Source organism: Caballeronia sp. LP006, from assembly GCF_031450995.1.
Classification (GTDB): Bacteria; Pseudomonadota; Gammaproteobacteria; order Burkholderiales; family Burkholderiaceae; genus Caballeronia.
In genome coordinates this window covers 2159357-2178655 of the sequence record NZ_JARTVW010000005.1, presented here as the reverse complement: position 1 = coordinate 2178655, position 19299 = coordinate 2159357, and the positions used below count along the sequence as shown (strand labels likewise).

Here is a 19299-nt window from a genome sequence, read left to right as displayed (position 1 = left end):
GAGTGCTTGGAGCTGAGACTGATCGGCTGACGAGCCGAGGGATCGTCGTCGTCAGTCTTGTCCGCCGGGCATCTTTCCGGGCATCTGGTCTTTTCCGTGGCTTCACACCGGCGCGGACGAAAAAAATCCCGTTTCGCACGGGAATGGTCCAGCACTTTGTTACGCAAACGCGCGTCCGTCAATGATGCCGTCCCTGGCTCTCCCTTTCGGAATCGGGACGCGCGCGCACATTGCTCGCGATATCGCCGCGCAGATCGCCACGCGGAGCGGGCGGCGTCACATCGCGCGTCCGGGCGATATCCTGCGGCGCGCTCATGGCCGCTCTCGTATTCAGATGCAAATCCGACCCCGGCGGCGGCCGGGCTTGCCCAGATGCCGCCGCGCTCGTCAGCGCGCCGAGCGCACCGCAAGCGAGCAGTATCGATACCTTCATGGCGAGTCCCCTCAAACCCGAACAGGGCCTGTTAGTCCACTCACCAAACTATGCTTTGCGCAGCCAACACGCTGTAAGCAATGGTAAAGAGTTGTTTCTCCGCCGTTTGAGCTGAGCCTCGCCAGTTTTTTTGGCGAGCCATACTATGACCGGCGAGAAAGGCCGGCACGCAAAGAAGGGCGTGCGCGGCGAATATCGGCGGAAGGTGATGCCTCGCGGGCCGAACGCCCGCGTGCAGGGAATGAAGCGAAACTGAGCCGAAACAGGGAATGTATGGAAATCAGCCTGCTTCGAGCGGAGCAGATAGATCAGGCCATCTTGGCCGGGGCGCGCCACGATTCCGGGTTGGTCCAGAATGCACCGCGCAGACGATCGCGGCTCGGCGGCGCGGGCGGCTTGGCTGCGCTCGAACCAATGCGTCCGCGCAGCGAGACTTCGCGGCCATTGCTCGACAAACGCTTCACGATTTCGGCAAGCGTGCCGTCCGCCTGCCATTCGTCGAAACGGCGGCGGCAAGTAGGGGGCGAAGGATAACGCCCGGGCAGCTTCGACCAGCCTTCACCCGTCGAGAGCACCCACAGCACGGCGTTGACCACCGAACGCGCTTCGACGCGCGGACGGCCGCGCCGCTCACTGCGCGCTGGCTCGGAACAGAACAAAGCCTCAACCAGCGCCCACTCGTTATCTCTCAAATCGTCGAACAGCACCATATCTCACCTCAGCGAAGCTAACCCCGGTGCGCTGCCCCGCGCCGCGCACTCTGGTCGGAATCCGATGAACGAATTACCAGGAGAGAGTCGGAACGGTGCGGCAGACGATTGTTTCTGAATGCCTCGTCGCCCGACCTCTGTGCGCAATGAAATGCGAGAACCGTGCCATGCGCGTCGCAAAATCCGGGAAACCCGCATGGCAGTAGGCTGACGCAACGCCAGCATGGCCCGTATCAGACCCGAAACGAGCCGGATAAGAAATCGGGACAATCACCAATCCTGTGCAGAGAGCCCATCCAGCGTGCGTTTTCGCAATTATGCTGCACCGCAGCGAAACGTACGTTCGGAGGATTCGGCGTGATTGCCGCCGCTATAATCCGTATGAAACGGGCTTATTGATGAACGTCGGGAATGAACGGATCGCTGAACGTGACGCTGCGCCAGTTGCGCGTCTTTATCGAGGTGTCGCGGTTGCGTAGCTTCAGCCGCGCAGGCGATGAAGTCGGCCTGACGCAGTCGGCGGTCAGCCGATGCGTGCGCGAGCTGGAAGGGGAAATCGGGCTGAAGCTCATCGACCGGACGACGCGCGAAGTGCAGTTGACGGATGTCGGCGTCAATCTCGTCGGCACGGTGTCCCGCCTGATTGCCGACCTCGACTCCGCGCTCCACGAAGTGCGCGAATTGGGGCAACAAAAGCGCGGCCGGGTGATCGTCGCGGCGAGCCCGACAGTCGCGTGCCGGCTGATGCCGCGCGTGATTGCGTCGTGTCTGCGAGAATTTCCGCTCGTCACATTGATTCTGCGAGACGATGTCCAATCCGACGTGCTCCGCCAGGTCAAGTCGGGCGAAGCGGATTTCGGCGTCGTGATCGGACCTTTGGCCGACGACGCCCTTCACGGCCAGCCCGTGATGACCGATTCGTTTTGTCTCGTCGCACGCCGCGATCACCCGCTCGCGCACGAGTCTGCGGCGCCATGGGAAGCGCTCGCGGGAGAGCGGCTCGTGATGCTCGATCAGGCTTCGGGAAGCCGGCCAATCATCGATGCCGTCATGCAGCGGCACGGCGTTCAGGCGCAGGTGGTGCAAGAGCTCGGCCATCCGGCGACGGTGTTCGGACTGGTCGAGGCGGGTGTCGGCGTGAGCGTGTTGCCCTGGCTCGCGCTGCCTTTGCCCGCGAATTCCTTGCTGATCGCGCTGCCGCTGGAACCGCGCGCCGAGCGCACCGTGGAACTCGTACGACGGCGCGACCGCTCGCTGTCTCCGGCGGCGGAGTCGGTCTGGTCGCTGATCGCCGCGCTGCCTCCGCGCGCCGAGCAACTGACCTGACGGCCCGTTTGTCTCGAAAATGTGCCCGGAGCGTTAGACTGCGTTCTTTATTCGACGAGGCGTGCAATGAGTGAATCGGAAGGCGCGGTGAGCGCAGAACTGAGCGAATTGACGGGCGCGCGCGAAAGCGGTGCGCCTCATGCGCCCAACGCACGCGATGCCGTGCGGGCGTTGCGTCCGTCGCAAATTCGCGAAGTGGCGAATGCCGGTTTCGGCGTGCCGGACGTGCTGCCGTTCTGGTTCGGCGAATCGGATCGCGTGACGCCGCCGTTCATTCGCGATGCCGCGAGTCGCGCACTCGCCGATGGCGCAACGTTCTACACCCATAACCTCGGCGTCGCGTCTTTGCGCGAGGCGCTTGCGCGCTACGTCACGGCCTTGCATGGCGATACGTCGGCCGCGCACGTCGCGGTGACGAGCGCTGGCGTGAACGCGCTGATGCTGGCGGCGCAACTCGTCGTCGGCGCGGGCGATCGCGTGGTCGCGGTGACGCCGTTGTGGCCGAATCTCGTCGAGATTCCGAAGATTCTCGGCGCGAGCGTCGAAACGGTTTCGCTCGGTTACGGCGAAAACGGCTGGACGCTCGATCTCGACCGGCTGCTCGCCGCGCTCACGCCGTCGACGCGCATGCTGATGATCAACTCGCCGAACAACCCCACCGGCTGGACGATGACGCGCGATCAGCAGCGCACCGTTCTCGAGCATTGCCGCCGCCACGGCATCTGGATCGTCGCGGATGAAGTCTACGAGCGCCTGTATTACCGCGGGAACGGCAAGGTTGCGCCGTCGTTCCTCGACCTCGCATCGCGCGATGAACGCGTGATCGCCGTGAATTCGTTTTCGAAGGCCTGGCTCATGACGGGCTGGCGGCTCGGCTGGATCGTCGCGCCCGAGCGTCTCATGGACGACCTCGGCAAGCTCGTGGAATACAACACGTCGTGTGCGCCGTCGTTCGTGCAGCAGGCGGGCATCGTCGCAGTCGAGGAGGGCGAGCGTTTCACGCAATCGCTCGTCGCGGACCTGCACGCGAGCCGCGATCATCTGGTCAAGGCGCTGCAGACCATCGACGGCGTCGACGTGCGCGCGCCGGACGGTGCGATGTACCTGTTTTTCTCGCTGCCCGGCGCGTCGCGCAGTCTCGAGCTTTGCAAGTCGCTGGTGCGCGACGCCGGTCTCGGGCTTGCGCCCGGCAGCGCGTTTGGTGAAGAGGGCGAAGGCTTCGTGCGCTGGTGCTACGCGTGCGATCCCGCGCGGCTCGACAAGGGCGTCGAGCGTTTGCGCACCTTTCTTTCGACGCGCGTCTGAGGTCGAGGATCTCGGCGGCGCGCGAAGTAAGGAGCGCGCCGATTGCGTGTTCGCCCGTATTCATCTTTACGCACCGGTTCTTTTTGCGTAATATGGCGCTCAGTCACGCGCTTTCATCCAGGAAAGCGCCACCTCGTCCGGCTGGATGGCCCGGCGCTTCGCTCGATCGAACGCCCGATATCGCCTCTCCCCGGTGCGTGCTCCCAGTCAATATGACCGACCAAAATCGGGCGAGCGCGTCTTGAAACTCAGCGACCAGCTTTATCGTCCGCACCGTTTCGGTGGCGTTCGAACCTGCGCAAGTCCGGTTTGAATCGAATCATTGGCCGTTCATTGACCACTCATTGACCATTTAGGGTTGACCCAAGCTGCATGAATACTCAAGAGGCGAAGATCGTCCTCGAGACTGCATTGATTTGCGCGCAGGAACCGCTGCGACTGAGTGAATTGCGCAAGCTGTTCGCCGACGACGTATCGGCGGACACCCTTCGCACGCTGCTCGAAGGCCTTCAGGCCGACTGGTCGGGCCGCGGCGTCGAATTGGTCGCGCTCGCAACGGGCTGGCGCTTTCAGAGCAAGCCGGCGATGCGGACTTATCTCGACCGCTTGCATCCGGAAAAGCCGCCGAAGTATTCGCGCGCCGTGCTTGAAACGCTTGCGATCATTGCTTACCGGCAGCCAGTAACGCGTGGCGATATCGAAGAGATTCGCGGCGTGACCGTCAACACGCAAGTGGTAAAGCAGCTTGAGGATCGGAGCTGGATCGAAGTGATCGGCCATCGCGACGTGCCCGGACGTCCGGCGCTCTACGCCACGACGAAGCAGTTTCTGGATGACCTCGGGCTGACCGCGCTCGATGAATTGCCCGCGCTGGATAATCCGTCGGCGCAACTGGAAGCGTCGTTGTTGTCGCAGCATTCGATCGAGTTTCCGGATCGCGTTGCCGGCGATACACCGCCCACAGCCAGCATTGCGGATGAATCGACTGCCGCCGGGGAACATCCCGCAAGTGCGCCAGTCAACCCGAATGAAGTGTCCGAGTCCGTCATCGCGCTCACCGAGCCGGTGCAGCCCGCGGACGTAACCGCGGCACAGCCTGAAGCAACACCCGAAAGCGCCGACGCGAGTGACTCCCGCGATGCCGGTCCGGACGCCGCAATTCACGCGCAGCCACTGAGAGCCGCGCCTGAACTGCACGCGCATCCCGACGGCACGCAAGCGCACGAAGTCGACGATTCAGCCGTTCCCGCTCCGCCCGATGGCGCGCAAGACGGCCATGAACGGGACACGCGTGCATTGAACGACTTCGCTTCGGATGACGACGACTCCGAAGAACCTACGGCGCGCCGCGCCTGACGCAATTTTGCATGGCCCCTGATCCGCTTCGGCTCGCCAAAATGATCATTTCGAGACGACCGGCCGAACCGATCAGCGGAAATTTTTGACGCGCCTCACGAGACGCGCGATTCGACATTTGAGGTTGTTTTGACACATTCCCACGACAGCGATTCGCCTGATTCCGCGCGCCCCGTGCACGCCGCGGACGCCCATGAACCGGCCGACGCCGGCGAACGCACGCGCAGCGACGAGAATGGCGAAGGCGACGATCGTCCGCGCCGCGGCCTGCGCCGCGGGCCACGCAGTCTGATCGCGCGGCGCCGCGCTGTCGCCAAGACCAAGGGCGCCGAAGGCGCGCCGGGTTCACCCGACACCGCGACCGAGGCAACGGCGGATGGCGTCGTCGCGGAACCGGTCGCAAAGCCGCGCAAGGAAGCGGGCAACCGCGCGCCGCGCGCCAACGCGGCAAAGGGCGGCCGCAGGAATCCGCGCCGTGAATCGGCGGAAGCCGGCGCAAGCGAACCGGTCGATGCAACCGAGGCGCCCGTCGCCGCCGATGCCGCGCCTCAAGCCGCGCCGCGCGAAGGCGGCCGGCGCAAGAATCCGCAGCAAGCGCGCGGCAAGCGTGCCGAAGCCGCACCGGCAACGGGCGAGCGCGCCGCAGCCGCCAATGTCGACGACGTTTTCGCCTACGTCACGTCCCCCGCCTTCGACGCCGACAACGGCGTGAGCGGCGTGCGCGCGCCGATGCTCCGCCGTGGCCGCAACGCGCCCCAGCAAAAGCGCGTGCTCGAACCGGACGACGACGCGCCCAAGCTGCACAAGGTTCTTGCAGATGCCGGCATGGGTTCGCGGCGCGACATGGAAGAATTGATCATCGCGGGCCGTGTATCGGTGAACGGCGAGCCGGCGCATATCGGCCAGCGCATCATGCCGACCGATCAGGTGCGTATCAACGGCAAGCCGCTCAAGCGCAAGCTGGCGAGCAAACCGCCGCGCGTCTTGCTCTATCACAAGCCGACAGGCGAAATCGTCAGTCACGCCGACCCGGAAGGCCGCGCGTCCGTGTTCGACAAGCTGCCGTCGATGAAAACCGCCAAGTGGCTCGCAGTCGGCCGCCTCGACTTCAATACCGAAGGCTTGCTGCTGCTTACCACCTCGGGCGATCTGGCGAACCGCTTCATGCATCCGCGCTATAGCGTTGAGCGAGAGTACGCGGTGCGCGTGGTCGGCCAGTTGTCGGAAGGGATGAAGCAGAAGCTTTTGAAGGGCGTCGAACTCGACGACGGTCCCGCGAACTTCCTGCGCATTCAAGATGGTGGCGGCGAAGGCACGAATCACTGGTATCACGTCGCGCTGGCCGAAGGCCGCAATCGCGAAGTGCGCCGCATGTTCGAAGCCGCGGGCTTGATGGTCAGCCGCCTGATCCGCACGCGTCACGGTCCGATCGCGTTGCCGCGCGGTCTCAAGCGTGGCCGCTGGGAAGAGCTCGAAGATAACCAGGTGCGCAGCCTGCTCGCGGCGGTGGGTCTCAAGCTGCCGACCGAAGAGAAGGGTGGCCGTAGTTCCGCACCGCGCGTGCAGCCCGATCCGATGCAGACGTCGATGGGCATCATCACGCGTGAGCCGGTGCTGATGTCGCATGCGCGCATCGCGCAGTCGCAAACACCGGGACGCAACGGCGGCGGTCGGCGCGGCGCGGCGGGCGGCATGTCGGGCGGCTTCGGCATGGGCGGCGCGGGTGCTGGTTTTGGCGGCGGCCCGGGCAACCGGAGCGGCAATGGCACAGGCCGACGCAACAGCGCCGAGGCTAACGGCAACCGCGCGGGCGGCGGCGAGGCTAACGGCAATCGCGCACCGGGCGGCCGTGGCGGTCCCCGCAGCGCGCGTCCTCAAAGTGGTGCGCCGGGCGCGGCGGGTCCGGCCAAGCGAGCCGCGAATGGCAACGGTCCGCGCGGCAATCGTCCGGGCGGCCAGCAAAACGCGGGACAAGGCAAGCCGGGCGGTCCGGCGCGCGGCGGTCCGCGAAATCGGACGCGCGGGCGCTAGCCGTCGTCGAATCCGCGTCATTGCGGGATTCGCAAGTAACGGTCGACAGGCTTCTTCATGGCGTCGACCGTTTTTTGCAAATGCAAGACAAAAAGTCTGTCTTCCGGCACGAAACGAGCCTGAACGGGCCGTCTACGTTTGCGTTTATCCCGAAAAATGGCTAAAATCATGAAGTCGCTGGGCACGTAGTTTTTCTCTCTGCCCTGAGTGCGATCTCGGTTGAAGAAGATGGGCGTTGCGCCCATTTTTTTTTGGCTTTTCGGTTCGGCATCTCGGGGAAGAAGGGTGCGCGCCCGCTTATGGCGCATGCCCGCAGGTGTTGTCGGCGTGGAGCGCGCGAACACCTTGGAGTGACTGTGCAACTGACGGAACTGATTGAAACCACGGTCTCGGGCTTAGGCTACGAGCTTGTCGATCTCGAGCGTTCGGGAGGCGGCATGCTGCGTATATATATCGACCATCCGGGCGGTATCGCCATCGAGGACTGCGAGAAAGTCACACGCCAGCTCCAGTATGTGCTCGAAGTCGAGAATATCGATTACGACCGGCTCGAAGTCTCGTCGCCGGGTCTCGACCGTCCGCTCAAGAAGCTGGCGGATTTCGAACGCTTCGCGGGGAGCGAAGTCGTCATCACATTGAAAAAGCCGTTGGACGGGCGCAAGTCGTACCGTGGCATTTTGCATGCCCCCGACGGCGACACGATCGGTTTGGAATTTGAAGGGAAGGACGGCGCCGCGATGCTCGATTTCACGCTCGCGGACCTCGACAAAGCACGTCTCGTCCCCAAAGTTGACTTTAGGAGCCGCAAACAATGAGTCGCGAAGTTTTGATGCTGGCGGATGCGCTGGCGCGCGAAAAGAACGTCAACAAGGACGTGGTGTATGCAGCCCTGGAGGCTGCGCTTGCATCGGCAACGAAAAAGCTGTTCGAGGAAGACGTCGACATTCGCGTGGCGATCGACCGTGAAAGCGGCGAGCACGAAACCTTCCGCCGCTGGCGCGTGGTGCCGGACGAGGCCGGCCTGCAAGAGCCGGATCAGGAAATCCTGCTGTTCGAAGCGAAGGAGCAACAGCCCGACGCGCAGGTGGACGACTTCATCGAAGAACCGATTCCGTCCATCGAATTCGGCCGTATCGGCGCGCAGGCAGCGAAGCAGGTCATCCTGCAGAAAGTGCGCGATGCCGAGCGCGAGCAAATCTTAAACGACTTCCTCGAGCGCGGCGAAAAGATCATGACCGGCTCGGTCAAGCGTTTGGACAAGGGTAATTTCATCGTCGAATCCGGTCGCGTGGAAGCGCTGCTGCGCCGTGACCAGTTGATTCCGAAGGAAAACCTGCGGGTGGGCGACCGTGTGCGCGCGTACATCGCCAAGGTCGACCGCACGGCGCGCGGCCCGCAAATCGAGCTTTCGCGCACCGCGCCCGAGTTTCTGATGAAACTGTTCGAGCTGGAAGTGCCGGAAATCGAGCAAGGCCTGCTGGAGATCAAGGCGGCCGCGCGCGATCCTGGCGTGCGTGCGAAAATCGGGGTGATCGCCTATGACAAGCGTATCGACCCGATCGGCACTTGCGTCGGCATCCGCGGTTCGCGCGTGCAGGCCGTACGCAACGAGCTTGGTGGCGAGAACGTGGACATCGTGCTATGGTCGGAAGACCCCGCCCAGTTCGTGATCGGCGCTCTCGCGCCGGCAGCCGTCCAGTCGATTGTCGTGGATGAAGAAAAGCATTCGATGGACGTCGTCGTAGACGAAAACGAACTCGCGGTTGCCATCGGCCGAAGCGGCCAGAACGTTCGACTCGCCAGCGAGCTCACCGGCTGGCAGATCAACATCATGACGCCGGACGAATCGGCGCTGAAGCAGAACGAAGAACGTGGCAAGTTGCGCGATCTGTTCATGGCGCGTCTGGATGTGGACGAGGAAGTCGCCGACATCCTGATCGACGAAGGCTTTACGAGCCTCGAAGAAATCGCGTACGTGCCGCTCAACGAAATGCTCGAGATCGAAGCCTTCGACGAAGACACGGTGCACGAACTGCGTAACCGTTCGCGCGACGCGTTGCTGACCATGGCGATCGCCAATGAAGAGAAGGTCGAAGGCGTCGCGCTCGATCTGAAGAGTCTCGAAGGAATGGACAACGAGCTTCTCGCGAAGCTCGCTGAACACCAGATCCAGACCCGCGACGAACTCGCGGAGCTGGCTGTGGATGAACTGGTCGAAATGACCGGTGTGGAAGAGGATGCCGCTAAGGCGTTGATCATGAAAGCACGTGAACACTGGTTCCAGTGAGAAATGACCATGGCGCACTGATATTTGGCGGCCGGTTTGGCCGCGTGACCCCGATCTAACCGCAAGGATATGTCCTTGCATCAAGAGGAATGAATGGCGAGTAACAACGTAGCCCAATTTGCCGCGGAACTCAAAATGCCTGCGGGCGTCCTGCTCGAGCAGTTGCAGGCGGCTGGCGTCCAGAAAGCAAGCGCGAACGACGACCTGTCCGAGACGGACAAGGCGCGTCTGCTCGATCATTTGCGCAAGTCGCACGGTTCCGCCGACGCCGACAAGCGCAAGATCACTTTGACCCGCCGGCATACGTCGGAGATCAAGCAATCTGACGCAACGGGTAAAGCTCGCACCATTCAGGTCGAGGTGCGCAAGAAGCGTGTATTCATGAAGCGCGACGAGGCCGGCGTGGAACAAGCCGCCGAGGCGCCCGCTCCGGTCGAGGAAGAAGTCGACGAAGCCGAATTGCAGCGCCGCGAGGAAGAAGCGCGTCGCGCCGCCGAGCAGCTCGAGCGCGAAGAGCGCGAGCTGAAGGAGCGTCAGGCTCAGCTCGAACGCGAGGAAAGCGAGCGTCGTCAGCGTGAGGAAGCGGCTGAAGCCGAGCGTCGTCGTCAGGAAGACGAAGCGGCGCGCCGTGCGGCTGCTGCCGCGCAGGCAGCGGAAATCTCGCGCGCGGCATCGGCTGCGCGTCAGGAAGCGCGCACGCCGCCGACGGTCGATGCAAAGGCTGAAGTGAAGCCCGAGCCGAAGGTCGACGACACCGCGCAACGCGAAGCCGCCGAAAAGGCTGCGGAAGAGAAGGCTGCCAGCGAGCGCGCCGCGCAACGCGAAGCCGCCAAGAAGGCGGAGGACGCCGCGCGCGCCGCTGCTGATAAAACGCGTGTCGAACAGGAACAGATCGCGAAGCGTCGCGCGGCAGCGGAAGCCGAAGCACGTGCCATCCGCGAGATGATGAACACGCCGCGCAAGGCGCAGGTAAAGGCGCCGGAGCCGGCGCCCGTGGTCGCCAAGCCGGCTGAAGCAGCCAAGGCTGCGGAAGCGAAGGGCACGCTGCACAAGCCGGCGCGTCCGGAAGGCGCGACGGCGGCCCGGCCTGCCGTGGCGAAGAAGCCGGCAGCGGGCGGCACGGCGGCACCCGCCACGACCGCACCCGCGGGCGACAAGAAGAAGGCCGGCGGCAAGGGCGGCTGGCAGGACGACGCGTCCAAGCGCCGTGGCATCAAGACGCGCGGTGACACGAGCGGCGGCGTAGATCGCGGCTGGCGCGGTGGCCCGAAAGGTCGCGGCAAGCATCAGGAACAGACCACGTTTCAGGCGCCGACCGAGCCGATCATCCGTGAAGTGCACGTGCCGGAAACCATCTCGGTGGCCGATCTCGCGCACAAGATGGCGGTGAAGGCGTCCGAAGTCATCAAGATCATGATGAAGCTCGGCCAGATGGTCACGATCAACCAAGTGCTGGATCAGGAAACGGCGATGATCATCGTCGAGGAACTGGGCCATCGCGCGGTCGCGGCGAAGCTGGACGATCCGGAAGCGCTTCTGGTCGAAGGCGAAACCACGGAAGAAACGGCAGAGCGTCTGCCGCGTCCGCCGGTCGTCACCGTCATGGGTCACGTCGACCACGGCAAGACCTCGCTCCTGGACTACATCCGTCGCGCCAAGGTGGCGGCGGGCGAAGCGGGCGGCATCACGCAGCATATCGGCGCTTATCACGTCGAAACGCCGCGTGGCGTCATCACCTTCCTCGACACGCCGGGTCACGAGGCCTTCACGGCCATGCGTGCGCGCGGTGCGAAGGCAACCGACATCGTCATTCTGGTGGTCGCGGCCGACGACGGCGTCATGCCGCAAACGAAGGAAGCCATCGCCCACGCGAAGGCGGGTGGCGTGCCTATCGTCGTGGCGATCAACAAGATCGACAAGCCGGAAGCCAATTCCGACCGCGTGAAGCAGGAACTCGTCGCGGAAGGCGTGGTGCCGGAAGAGTACGGCGGCGATTCCCCGTTCATCGAAGTGTCGGCGAAAACCGGCAAGGGTATCGACGACCTTCTGGAAAACGTGTCGCTGCAGGCCGAAGTGCTGGAACTGAAGGCACCGATCGACGCACCGGCCAAGGGTCTAGTGATCGAAGCCAAGCTCGACAAGGGCAAGGGTCCGGTCGCAACCATCCTGGTGCAGTCGGGCACGCTGAATCGCGGCGACGTGGTTCTGGCGGGCAGCGCGTACGGTCGCGTTCGCGCCATGCTGGACGAAACCGGCAAGCCGACCAAGACGGCGGGTCCGTCGATCCCGGTGGAAATCCAGGGTCTGTCGGAAGTGCCGGCTGCGGGCGAAGAAGTCATCGTGCTGCCGGACGAGCGCAAGGCGCGCGAAATCGCGCTGTTCCGTCAAGGCAAGTTCCGCGACGTCAAGCTCGCCAAGCAACAGGCCGCGAAGCTCGAGAACATGCTGGAGCAAATGGGCGAAGGCGAAGTGCAGAATCTGCCGCTCATCGTCAAGGCCGACGTGCAGGGTTCGCAGGAAGCGCTGGTGCAATCGCTGCAAAAGCTTTCGACCAACGAAGTGCGCGTGCAGATCGTGCACAGCGCGGTCGGCGCGATCAGCGAGTCGGACGTCAATCTGGCGACGGCTTCGAAGGCGGTCATCATCGGCTTCAACACGCGTGCGGATGCGCAAGCCCGCAAGCTGGCGGAATCCAACGGCATCGATATTCGCTACTACAACATCATCTATGACGCTGTGGATGAAGTGAAGGCGGCAATGTCCGGCATGCTCTCGCCGGAGAAGCGCGAAACGGTTACGGGTATGGTCGAGGTGCGCCAGGTCATCCGCGTGCCGAAGATCGGCCTTATCGCAGGTTGTATGGTCACGGACGGCGTGGTCAAGCGTTCCTCTTCGGTGCGCGTGATTCGCAACAACGTCGTGATCCACACCGGCGAACTCGACTCGCTCAAGCGTTTCAAGGACGACGTCAAGGAAGTGCGTCAGGGCTTCGAGTGCGGTATCTCGATGAAGAACTTCAACGACATCGTCGAAGGCGACCAGCTGGAAGTCTTCGAAGTGACCGAAGTGGCTCGTACGCTGTAAAGCGGTAACTTGCAGCGAGCCGCCAAGGCGAGAGGGCGGAGCGGGCCGCGCGGCTCGCTCCGCCCTTTTTCTTTTGTGCGGCGCGCGACGAATATACGGAAAACATCATGGCTAAAAAACGTACTTCCCCGAATCGCAACGTGCAGATCGCCGATCAGATTCAGCGCGATCTCTCCGAGCTGATGCGCGAGGTGAAAGATCCGCGCATCGGCATGGTGACGATGCAGAGCGTCGAACTCACGCCCGATTACGCGCATGCGAAGGTCTATTTCACGACGCTCACCGGCGACCCGAAGGAAACCGAGGAAGCGTTGAACCACGCGGCCGGGCATCTGCATAACCAATTGTTCAAGCGCCTGCACATTCATACGGTGCCGACGCTGCACTTTCACTACGACCAGACGATCGAGAAGGCCGTGGAGATGTCGCGTCTGATCGACGAAGCGAACGCCTCGCGCGCCAAAGACGACGAAGAAGGCGCCTGAGCGATGAGCGGTGCAACGAAGGACTCGCCGCGCCCGAAGATTGCGCGGCGCGCGCTAGATGGCGTGTTGCTGCTGGACAAGCCGCTCGGTTTGTCCAGCAACGACGCGCTCATCAAGGCGAAGCGGCTTTTTCTCGCGAAGAAGGCGGGACACACGGGTACGCTCGATCCCCTCGCGACAGGCTTGCTGCCGCTTTGTTTCGGCGAAGCAACCAAGTTTTCGCAGGATTTGCTCGAAGCCGACAAGACCTACGAAGCGACGATGCGCCTCGGTATGCGCACGACGACGGGCGACGCGGAAGGCGAAGCCATCGACGAGCGCGCGGTGACGTGCGACGAAGCTTCTGTGCGAGATGCCATGACGCGCTTTCTCGGCGAGATCGTGCAAATTCCACCGATGTATTCCGCGCTCAAGCGTGACGGCAAGCCGCTCTACGAATACGCGCGCGCGGGACAGACCGTGGAGCGCGAAGGGCGCAACGTCACCATCCACGCGTTGGAGATGATCGCGTGTGCGTTGCCGCTCGTCACGTTTCGCGTGACCTGCAGCAAGGGCACGTATGTACGCACCCTGGCTGAGGATATCGGCGAGACATTGGGATGCGGCGCGCATCTGACGGCGTTGCGGCGGACGGGCGTGGGCGCGTTGACGCTCGACCATGCGGTGACGCTCGATGCATTGGCGAACATCGATGAAACCGCGCGCGATGCGTGGCTTCAGCCGGTGGATGCGCTGCTATCGACGTTCCCGGAAGTGCGTCTGGACGACGATGCCACCCGGCGTTTTTTGCATGGCCAGCGCCTCAAGCTGTCGGATGTATCGACGGACATGCTCGAAGCGGGCCGCGTGCGCGTGTACACGCAAGAAGGCGGACGGCTGCTTGGCGTGGCGAAAGCGGGCGAGGGCGTGCTTGCGCCGGAACGGTTGATCGTCACGGCGGGCTGAGCGAGTCAGCGACGCCAGACTTGCAACCTGCGCAACGAAAAAAAGCCCAGACGAGAAGTCTGGGCTTTTTTACGTCCGTGCCAAACGAACCGCAACGATCAATGCGCCGCCGATGCCGCCGCCGCTGAATCTCCGCCGCCGGAGCGTTCGGGCTTCGTGATCCAGATCAATGCGATCAGCGCGACGAAAATCCCCGCCGAGATATAGAACATGTCGTTCACGCCGAGCTGCGCGGCCTGCTGCGTCGCCATGCTGTTGAATAGACCGTAAGTCTGATCGTGCGAATAGCCGATTGCGCCCATCTGCTGCATCGAATTGGTGAAGTTCGGATTGAACGAATTCGCCTGCTCCACCAGTTGCACGTGATGAACGATCGACCGATGCTCCCAGGCCGTCGAAAAAATCGACGTGCCGATACCGCCGCACATGATCCGCACGAAGTTCGACAAGCCCGACGCCGCCGGAATGCGATGCCCCGGCAAACCCGACAGCGTGATCGACACCAGCGGAATGAAGAAGCCCGCCATCGCGATACCCTGAATCAGCGTGGGCAGCGTGAGCGACCAGGTATCGACGCCCGTGGTGTAGCGCGAACGCATCCAGAAGCACAGCGCGAACACGAGAAACGCGGCGGTTGCAATCCGGCGCGGGTCTGTGCGCGGCAGGAATTTGCCCGTGATCGGCGAGAGCAGCACCGCGAACAATCCGACGGGCGCCATCACGAGCCCGGCGTCGGTGGCCGTGTAGCCGATCACCGTTTGCAGCCACAGCGGCAACAACACGAGATTGCCGAAGTAGAGCCCATAGCCGACCGAGAGCGCAATGGTCCCGCCCGAGAAGTTGCGCAGCGCGAACAACGACAGATCGACGACCGGATGCTCCGCCGTCAGCTCCCAAACGATGAAGAACGCGAACGCGATCACCGCGACCAGCGCGAGCACGACGATGGTCGTCGAATTGAACCAGTCGAGATCCTTGCCCTTGTCGAGCATGATCTGCAGCGAGCCGACCCAGACTACGAGCAAGCCGAGCCCGACCGAATCGATGGGCGCTTTACGGATGGCGGAATCGCGGTCGCGGAAAATCATGAACGTCGCGATGGCCGCAATGAAGCCGACCGGAATGTTCACGTAGAAGATCCACGGCCATGAGATGTTGTCCGAGATCCAGCCGCCGAGAATCGGCCCGGCGACAGGCGCAATGAGCGTGGTCATCGACCACATGGATAACGCGATGGGCGCTTTCTCGCGCGGGTAGCTCGCGAGCAGGAGCGTTTGCGACAGCGGGATCATCGGGCCGGCGACCGCGCCTTGCAGCACGCGCGCGGCGAGCAGGAAGGGCAGCGTCGGCGCGAGTCCGCACAGCCATGAAGCGATCACGAAGAGAATGATCGAGCCGAGAAACAGCTTCACTTGCCCGATGCGCTGCGTAAGCCAGCCGGTGAGCGGCACCGAGATGGCGTTGGCGACCGCGAACGACGTGATGACCCACGTGCCCTGATCGGACGAGACGCCGAGATCGCCCGAGATCGACGGAATCGAGACGTTCGCGATCGACGTGTCGAGCACGTTCATGAACACGGCGAGCGACACGGCGATCGTCCCGATGACGAGCTTCCCGCCCGTCAGCGGCGGATGAACGACGTTGGCTTGAGACATCGATGAGGTCCGTGTCCGCTTACATCAGCTTGGCGGCCGAGGCGGACTTCGCCGCCGCGCCGTTGCCGCGCGAGGACGAAGCGCCCGACGAAGCCTGCGGACCATTGCCCGCGTTCTGCTGGATGATGCGCGCGATTTCCTGATCGGCTTGATCGCCGTACTTGTCGAACACGTTGGTCTGATAAACCGTGTTCGGCGCCTGGCCGAGCTGGCCGCCTTGTTCATCCTTGATGGTCACGTCGACATCCATCGACAGGCCGATACGCAACGGATGCTGCTCCAGTTCCTTCGGATCGAGCGCGATACGCACCGGCAGCCGTTGCACCACCTTGATCCAGTTACCGGTCGCGTTCTGGGCGGGCAAAAGCGAGAAGGCCGAACCCGTGCCGGCCGAGAAGCCGACGACCTTGCCGTGATAGACCACGCTCGAACCGTACAGGTCGGCCGTCAGATCGACCGGCTGGCCAATGCGCATGTGCTTGAGCTGCACTTCCTTGAAGTTGGCATCGACCCACACGCCGTTGAGCGGCACGATGGCCATCAGCGGATTGCCCGGCGCCACGCGCTGGCCGACCTGCACCGAACGCTTCGCGACATAACCCGTCACCGGCGCGGGCAGCGTGTTGCGCGCGTAGTTGATGTACGCGTCGCGCACCTTGGCGGCGGCGGCGAGCACGTTCGGGTGATCCGCGATCGTCGTGTTCGAGGTCAGCGAACGGTTCGACGCGAGTTCCTGCTGTGCCGAGTCGAGCGCCGCCTGCGCGCCGCGCACGGCGTCGCGAGCGTGCGAGATTTCTTCCAGCGATACCGCGCCCGTTTGCGCGACCGTCATGCGGCGGCGCAAATCGTCCTGGGCACGCGAGAGGTCGGAGCGACGCAGCGCGATCTGCGCTTCGTACTGGTTGTTGTTGACGAAGAAGGTGCGTACCTGACGCACGGTCTGCGCGAGATTCGCTTCCGCCTGATCGAGCGCGACCTTCGAGTCGGCGGGATCGAGCGCGACGAGCGGGTCGCCGACCTTCACCGTCTGGGTATCGTCCGCGTTCACCGAAATGACCGTGCCAACCACTTGCGGCGTGATTTGCACGACGTTGCCGTTCACGTAGGCGTCGTCGGTGGACTCGTGAAAGCGCGCGACGAGGAAGTAGTAAAGGCCGTACGCCACGGCGGCGATGATGACGACGAGCACGATCAGCGTCATGAGCACGCGGCGTTTGCCGTTGCGCTGCTTGGGCGCGGGAGCGGCGGCGGCTGCGGCTGCGTTTTGTTGAGGGTCGCTCATTGAAGGCTCCGAATGTTTCGTATTTATCTTGATGCGTGTTCTTGTACTTGGGCGCGGCTCAGTTCGACTGCGCCGGTTGGCTTGCCGTCTGTTGCGTGCCCTTGGGCTGTCCGCTGCCGTCGATCGCGAGATTCGAATCGGTCGCGTCGAATCCGCCGCCGAGCGATTTGATCAGCGCGATCTGCAGGTCGCTGCGCCTCAAGCGCAGATTGGTCACGGTCTGCTCGTTGGCGAGGCGGTTCTGGTCGGCCGTCAGCACTTGCAGTTGCGGCGACAGCCCGGCCTTGTAGCGGATCACCGCGAGCTCGTAGGCGTTCGACGCCGCCGCGAGCGCGCGTTGGGCGTCGCCCATCTGACGGTCGAGCGAGCGGATGGCCGAGATATTGGTCGCCACGTCGTTCATCGCGTTGATGAGCGTCTGATTGTAGTTGGCGACGTCGCCTTCGAAGTCGGCGTAACGGCCCTTCAACTGGGCGCGCAGTGCGCCGGCATCGAAGATGGGCAGATGGATGGCCGGACCGGCCTGGACCTGACGGCTGCTCGAAGTGAGGAAGCGGCCCCAGCCGAACGCGTCGAAACCGAAGCCCGCGGCGAGGTTGATGTCCGGGAAGAACTCGGCCTTCGCTTCCTTGATGTTGTGCGTTGCCGACTCGACCTGCCAGCGTGCCGCGACGATGTCCGGACGGCGCGCGACGAGGTCGGCGGGCACGTTGTCGGGCAGCGCGACGGTGACGTTCGAATTGATCACCGGATTGGCGATCTGCAGGCCGCGATCCGGACCCTTGCCCAGCAGCGCCGCGAGCTGATAGCGCACCGACTCGATTTGGCCGTCGAGTTCGCTGAGGTTAGTCTGGCTCGTCGCGGTGTTGCCTTCGGCGGTGCGGCGTTCCACGTTGGTATCGAGACCGGCGGTTACGCGTCCGTTCGTGATGCGGCCGACGTTCTCGCGATTCGAAATCTCGCGCTGGGTGACATCGCGCAGTGCGTAAAGCAACGCAAGCTGGTTATATGTGCGCGCCACCGACGCCGCGAGCGTCACGCGCGCCTGCTGCATGTCGGCCTCGGCCGCCTTTTCCAGCGAGACCGCTTGATTCAGACGCGCGCGATTCTTGCCCCAGAGGTCGAGATCCCACGACGCGCTGGCAAGCACGTTGTTCTCGCTGAACCACGTTCCACCGTAGGGCGGCGGGAACAGCGCGTTGGCGGAGTAGAGCTCGCGAGTCCACGAATACGAACCGTTGACCTTAGGCGACAGCGCCGAACGCGAGGTTTCGATATACGACGATGCCTTTGCAATTCGCGATTGGGCCTGCGCAATGCTCGGATTGTCCGCAAGCGCTTCGTCGATGAGTTGCGGCAATTGCGGGTCGCCGAACTGCTTAGCCCAGTCGAGCGACGGCCACTGGCCGCCTTGTCCCGGCACGCTTTGCGTGGCGCTGTAGTCGTCGGGCGTGGCGATTGTCTTGTCGCTCGAAATGCCCGAATAGTTCGCGCATCCGGCGATGGTCAGCGCGGCAGCGGCGGCCGCCAACGCGGTCTTCGCGCTTCCCGGCAGCCCGATGCCTCGGAGCGCTGGCAAGGATAGGTGTTTCATCGCTCGTCTCTTGAGATGAGAATTAAAGATGGACGTTGCAATCATTTTTTTGCGCCGCAGCGGCGGATTTGCTTGTCATCGCAATGACGTCGCAGGCTTGTCGTTCGCGTTCAACGCGTGGGCCGCAGCGGAGTCGCACGAGTTTGCCAGTACGCGTCGCAGCATGCTCTTGAGAAACCCGACTTCCTCGGGCGTGAAGCCTGCAAGAAGATTGTCCAGGACGCTCGTGAAGATGGCGGGCACTTGTTCGGCCATCACGCGGCCGTCTTCGGTGAGCGCGAGTCGAACCACGCGCCGGTCCGCCTCGCTGCGCACGCGTGACAGCAGGCCGCGCTTCTCCAGCCGGTCGATCAGACGCGTGACCGCGCTTGCGTCTATACCGTACTCACGTGCAATATCCGCCGCCGTCGCGCATTTGCCCACCGCCAGCATGAACATAATGCTCGCCTGCGTTCCGGTAATGCCGAGCTCGGAGGAGGTGTGCTGCGTCACCATGTTCCACATGGTCGAGCGCACCCGGCTGATGAGGTAGCCCACGCTTTCGCTCAGGACGTAATCGCCGATGCCAGCGGGTTTTGGAGCCTCACTCATTGTAAATTCTTGTGCGGTCGCAATAATTGACTAGGCAGTATTATAGGTAGGGCAACATGTCGCTGCAAGAATCTTTTCCAAGAACGCTTAATAATCGGCCTGGGCGGCCCGTCGCACTAAGCCAAGCGCGTTTTTCACATAGATGACGCGGCAGCGGCGCAACATTGCAATTACGGGTCGCGGCCTATTGTCAGAAAGTGACTTCCGTGCGT

16 protein-coding genes are annotated in these 19299 nt (G+C 63.3%); 9 read left to right on the top strand and 7 right to left on the bottom strand.

The window, feature by feature from the left end:
- Nucleotides 1-178 precede the first annotated feature (178 nt).
- Nucleotides 179-433 carry a hypothetical protein gene (locus P9250_RS26715; protein WP_250465050.1) on the bottom strand — a complete coding sequence of 85 codons (255 nt, stop codon included), beginning with the start codon at nucleotides 431-433 and terminating at the stop codon, nucleotides 179-181.
- 308 nt (nucleotides 434-741) lie between these two features.
- A complete protein-coding gene (locus P9250_RS26710) occupies nucleotides 742-1143 on the bottom strand; it encodes a transposase (protein ID WP_050454634.1) in 402 nt (133 codons plus the stop codon).
- A gap of 423 nt (nucleotides 1144-1566) precedes the next feature.
- Here P9250_RS26710 and P9250_RS26705 point away from each other — a divergent pair, with 423 nt between their 5' ends.
- The 4 genes from P9250_RS26705 (at nucleotide 1567) to rluB (ending at nucleotide 7161) form a co-directional block, all read left to right on the top strand.
- Nucleotides 1567-2469, top strand: coding sequence for a LysR family transcriptional regulator (locus P9250_RS26705; protein ID WP_310396893.1), 903 nt, complete (start codon nucleotides 1567-1569; stop codon nucleotides 2467-2469).
- A gap of 66 nt (nucleotides 2470-2535) precedes the next feature.
- Nucleotides 2536-3774 (top strand): pyridoxal phosphate-dependent aminotransferase, encoded by a 1239-nt coding sequence (locus tag P9250_RS26700; RefSeq protein WP_310396074.1) that lies wholly within the window; start codon nucleotides 2536-2538, stop codon nucleotides 3772-3774.
- A gap of 372 nt (nucleotides 3775-4146) precedes the next feature.
- The gene (scpB, locus tag P9250_RS26695) at nucleotides 4147-5130 is read left to right on the top strand and encodes an SMC-Scp complex subunit ScpB (RefSeq protein ID WP_250465046.1); all 984 of its coding nucleotides are present in this window, start codon (nucleotides 4147-4149) and stop codon (nucleotides 5128-5130) included.
- A 129-nt stretch (nucleotides 5131-5259) separates the two neighbouring features.
- Complete coding sequence (gene rluB, locus P9250_RS26690) at nucleotides 5260-7161, top strand: 23S rRNA pseudouridine(2605) synthase RluB (protein ID WP_310396071.1); 1902 nt, start codon at nucleotides 5260-5262, stop codon at nucleotides 7159-7161.
- 17 nt (nucleotides 7162-7178) lie between these two features.
- On the opposite strand, the gene P9250_RS26685 is transcribed toward rluB, so the two are convergent.
- Nucleotides 7179-7523 carry a hypothetical protein gene (locus tag P9250_RS26685; RefSeq protein ID WP_250465042.1) on the bottom strand — a complete coding sequence of 115 codons (345 nt, stop codon included), beginning with the start codon at nucleotides 7521-7523 and terminating at the stop codon, nucleotides 7179-7181.
- Between P9250_RS26685 and rimP the strand changes: the two genes are divergently transcribed.
- The 5 genes from rimP (at nucleotide 7518) to truB (ending at nucleotide 13962) form a co-directional block, all read left to right on the top strand.
- On the top strand, nucleotides 7518-7976 hold the full coding sequence (gene rimP, locus P9250_RS26680; RefSeq protein ID WP_250465040.1) for a ribosome maturation factor RimP: 459 nt from the start codon (nucleotides 7518-7520) through the stop codon (nucleotides 7974-7976). The genes P9250_RS26685 and rimP overlap by 6 nt on opposite strands.
- Nucleotides 7973-9448: a transcription termination factor NusA gene (nusA, locus tag P9250_RS26675; protein WP_244825405.1), complete on the top strand. Its 1476-nt coding sequence runs from the start codon at nucleotides 7973-7975 to the stop codon at nucleotides 9446-9448. Before rimP ends, nusA begins: the two co-directional genes overlap by 4 nt.
- 93 nt (nucleotides 9449-9541) lie before the next feature.
- The gene (gene infB, locus P9250_RS26670) at nucleotides 9542-12532 is read left to right on the top strand and encodes a translation initiation factor IF-2 (RefSeq protein WP_310396066.1); all 2991 of its coding nucleotides are present in this window, start codon (nucleotides 9542-9544) and stop codon (nucleotides 12530-12532) included.
- 107 nt (nucleotides 12533-12639) lie between these two features.
- A complete protein-coding gene (gene rbfA / locus P9250_RS26665) occupies nucleotides 12640-13017 on the top strand; it encodes a 30S ribosome-binding factor RbfA (RefSeq protein WP_244825403.1) in 378 nt (125 codons plus the stop codon).
- 3 nt (nucleotides 13018-13020) lie between these two features.
- A complete protein-coding gene (truB, locus tag P9250_RS26660) occupies nucleotides 13021-13962 on the top strand; it encodes a tRNA pseudouridine(55) synthase TruB (protein ID WP_250509108.1) in 942 nt (313 codons plus the stop codon).
- 98 nt (nucleotides 13963-14060) lie between these two features.
- On the opposite strand, the gene P9250_RS26655 is transcribed toward truB, so the two are convergent.
- The 4 genes from P9250_RS26655 to P9250_RS26640 form a co-directional block, all read right to left on the bottom strand.
- Nucleotides 14061-15620, bottom strand: coding sequence for a DHA2 family efflux MFS transporter permease subunit (locus tag P9250_RS26655; RefSeq protein ID WP_244825401.1), 1560 nt, complete (start codon nucleotides 15618-15620; stop codon nucleotides 14061-14063).
- A 19-nt stretch (nucleotides 15621-15639) separates the two neighbouring features.
- Nucleotides 15640-16902: an HlyD family secretion protein gene (locus tag P9250_RS26650; RefSeq protein ID WP_244825400.1), complete on the bottom strand. Its 1263-nt coding sequence runs from the start codon at nucleotides 16900-16902 to the stop codon at nucleotides 15640-15642.
- A 58-nt stretch (nucleotides 16903-16960) separates the two neighbouring features.
- Nucleotides 16961-18496: an efflux transporter outer membrane subunit gene (locus tag P9250_RS26645; RefSeq protein WP_310396061.1), complete on the bottom strand. Its 1536-nt coding sequence runs from the start codon at nucleotides 18494-18496 to the stop codon at nucleotides 16961-16963.
- A 75-nt stretch (nucleotides 18497-18571) separates the two neighbouring features.
- Nucleotides 18572-19087: a MarR family winged helix-turn-helix transcriptional regulator gene (locus tag P9250_RS26640; protein ID WP_250465033.1), complete on the bottom strand. Its 516-nt coding sequence runs from the start codon at nucleotides 19085-19087 to the stop codon at nucleotides 18572-18574.
- Nucleotides 19088-19299: the final 212 nt, after the last annotated feature.

What these genes read in the sequence shown, in the direction of transcription:
- scpB (WP_250465046.1), top strand. Translation starts at nt 4,147, where the DNA reads ATGAATACTCAAGAGGCGAAGATCGTCCTCGAGACTGCATTGATTTGC.
- P9250_RS26655 (WP_244825401.1), bottom strand. Translation starts at nt 15,620, where the DNA reads ATGTCTCAAGCCAACGTCGTTCATCCGCCGCTGACGGGCGGGAAGCTC.
- P9250_RS26645 (WP_310396061.1), bottom strand. Translation starts at nt 18,496, where the DNA reads ATGAAACACCTATCCTTGCCAGCGCTCCGAGGCATCGGGCTGCCGGGA.
- infB (WP_310396066.1), top strand. Translation starts at nt 9,542, where the DNA reads ATGGCGAGTAACAACGTAGCCCAATTTGCCGCGGAACTCAAAATGCCT.
- rbfA (WP_244825403.1), top strand. Translation starts at nt 12,640, where the DNA reads ATGGCTAAAAAACGTACTTCCCCGAATCGCAACGTGCAGATCGCCGAT.
- P9250_RS26650 (WP_244825400.1), bottom strand. Translation starts at nt 16,902, where the DNA reads ATGAGCGACCCTCAACAAAACGCAGCCGCAGCCGCCGCCGCTCCCGCG.
- P9250_RS26700 (WP_310396074.1), top strand. Translation starts at nt 2,536, where the DNA reads ATGAGTGAATCGGAAGGCGCGGTGAGCGCAGAACTGAGCGAATTGACG.
- P9250_RS26640 (WP_250465033.1), bottom strand. Translation starts at nt 19,087, where the DNA reads ATGAGTGAGGCTCCAAAACCCGCTGGCATCGGCGATTACGTCCTGAGC.
- P9250_RS26710 (WP_050454634.1), bottom strand. Translation starts at nt 1,143, where the DNA reads ATGGTGCTGTTCGACGATTTGAGAGATAACGAGTGGGCGCTGGTTGAG.
- P9250_RS26715 (WP_250465050.1), bottom strand. Translation starts at nt 433, where the DNA reads ATGAAGGTATCGATACTGCTCGCTTGCGGTGCGCTCGGCGCGCTGACG.
- nusA (WP_244825405.1), top strand. Translation starts at nt 7,973, where the DNA reads ATGAGTCGCGAAGTTTTGATGCTGGCGGATGCGCTGGCGCGCGAAAAG.
- truB (WP_250509108.1), top strand. Translation starts at nt 13,021, where the DNA reads ATGAGCGGTGCAACGAAGGACTCGCCGCGCCCGAAGATTGCGCGGCGC.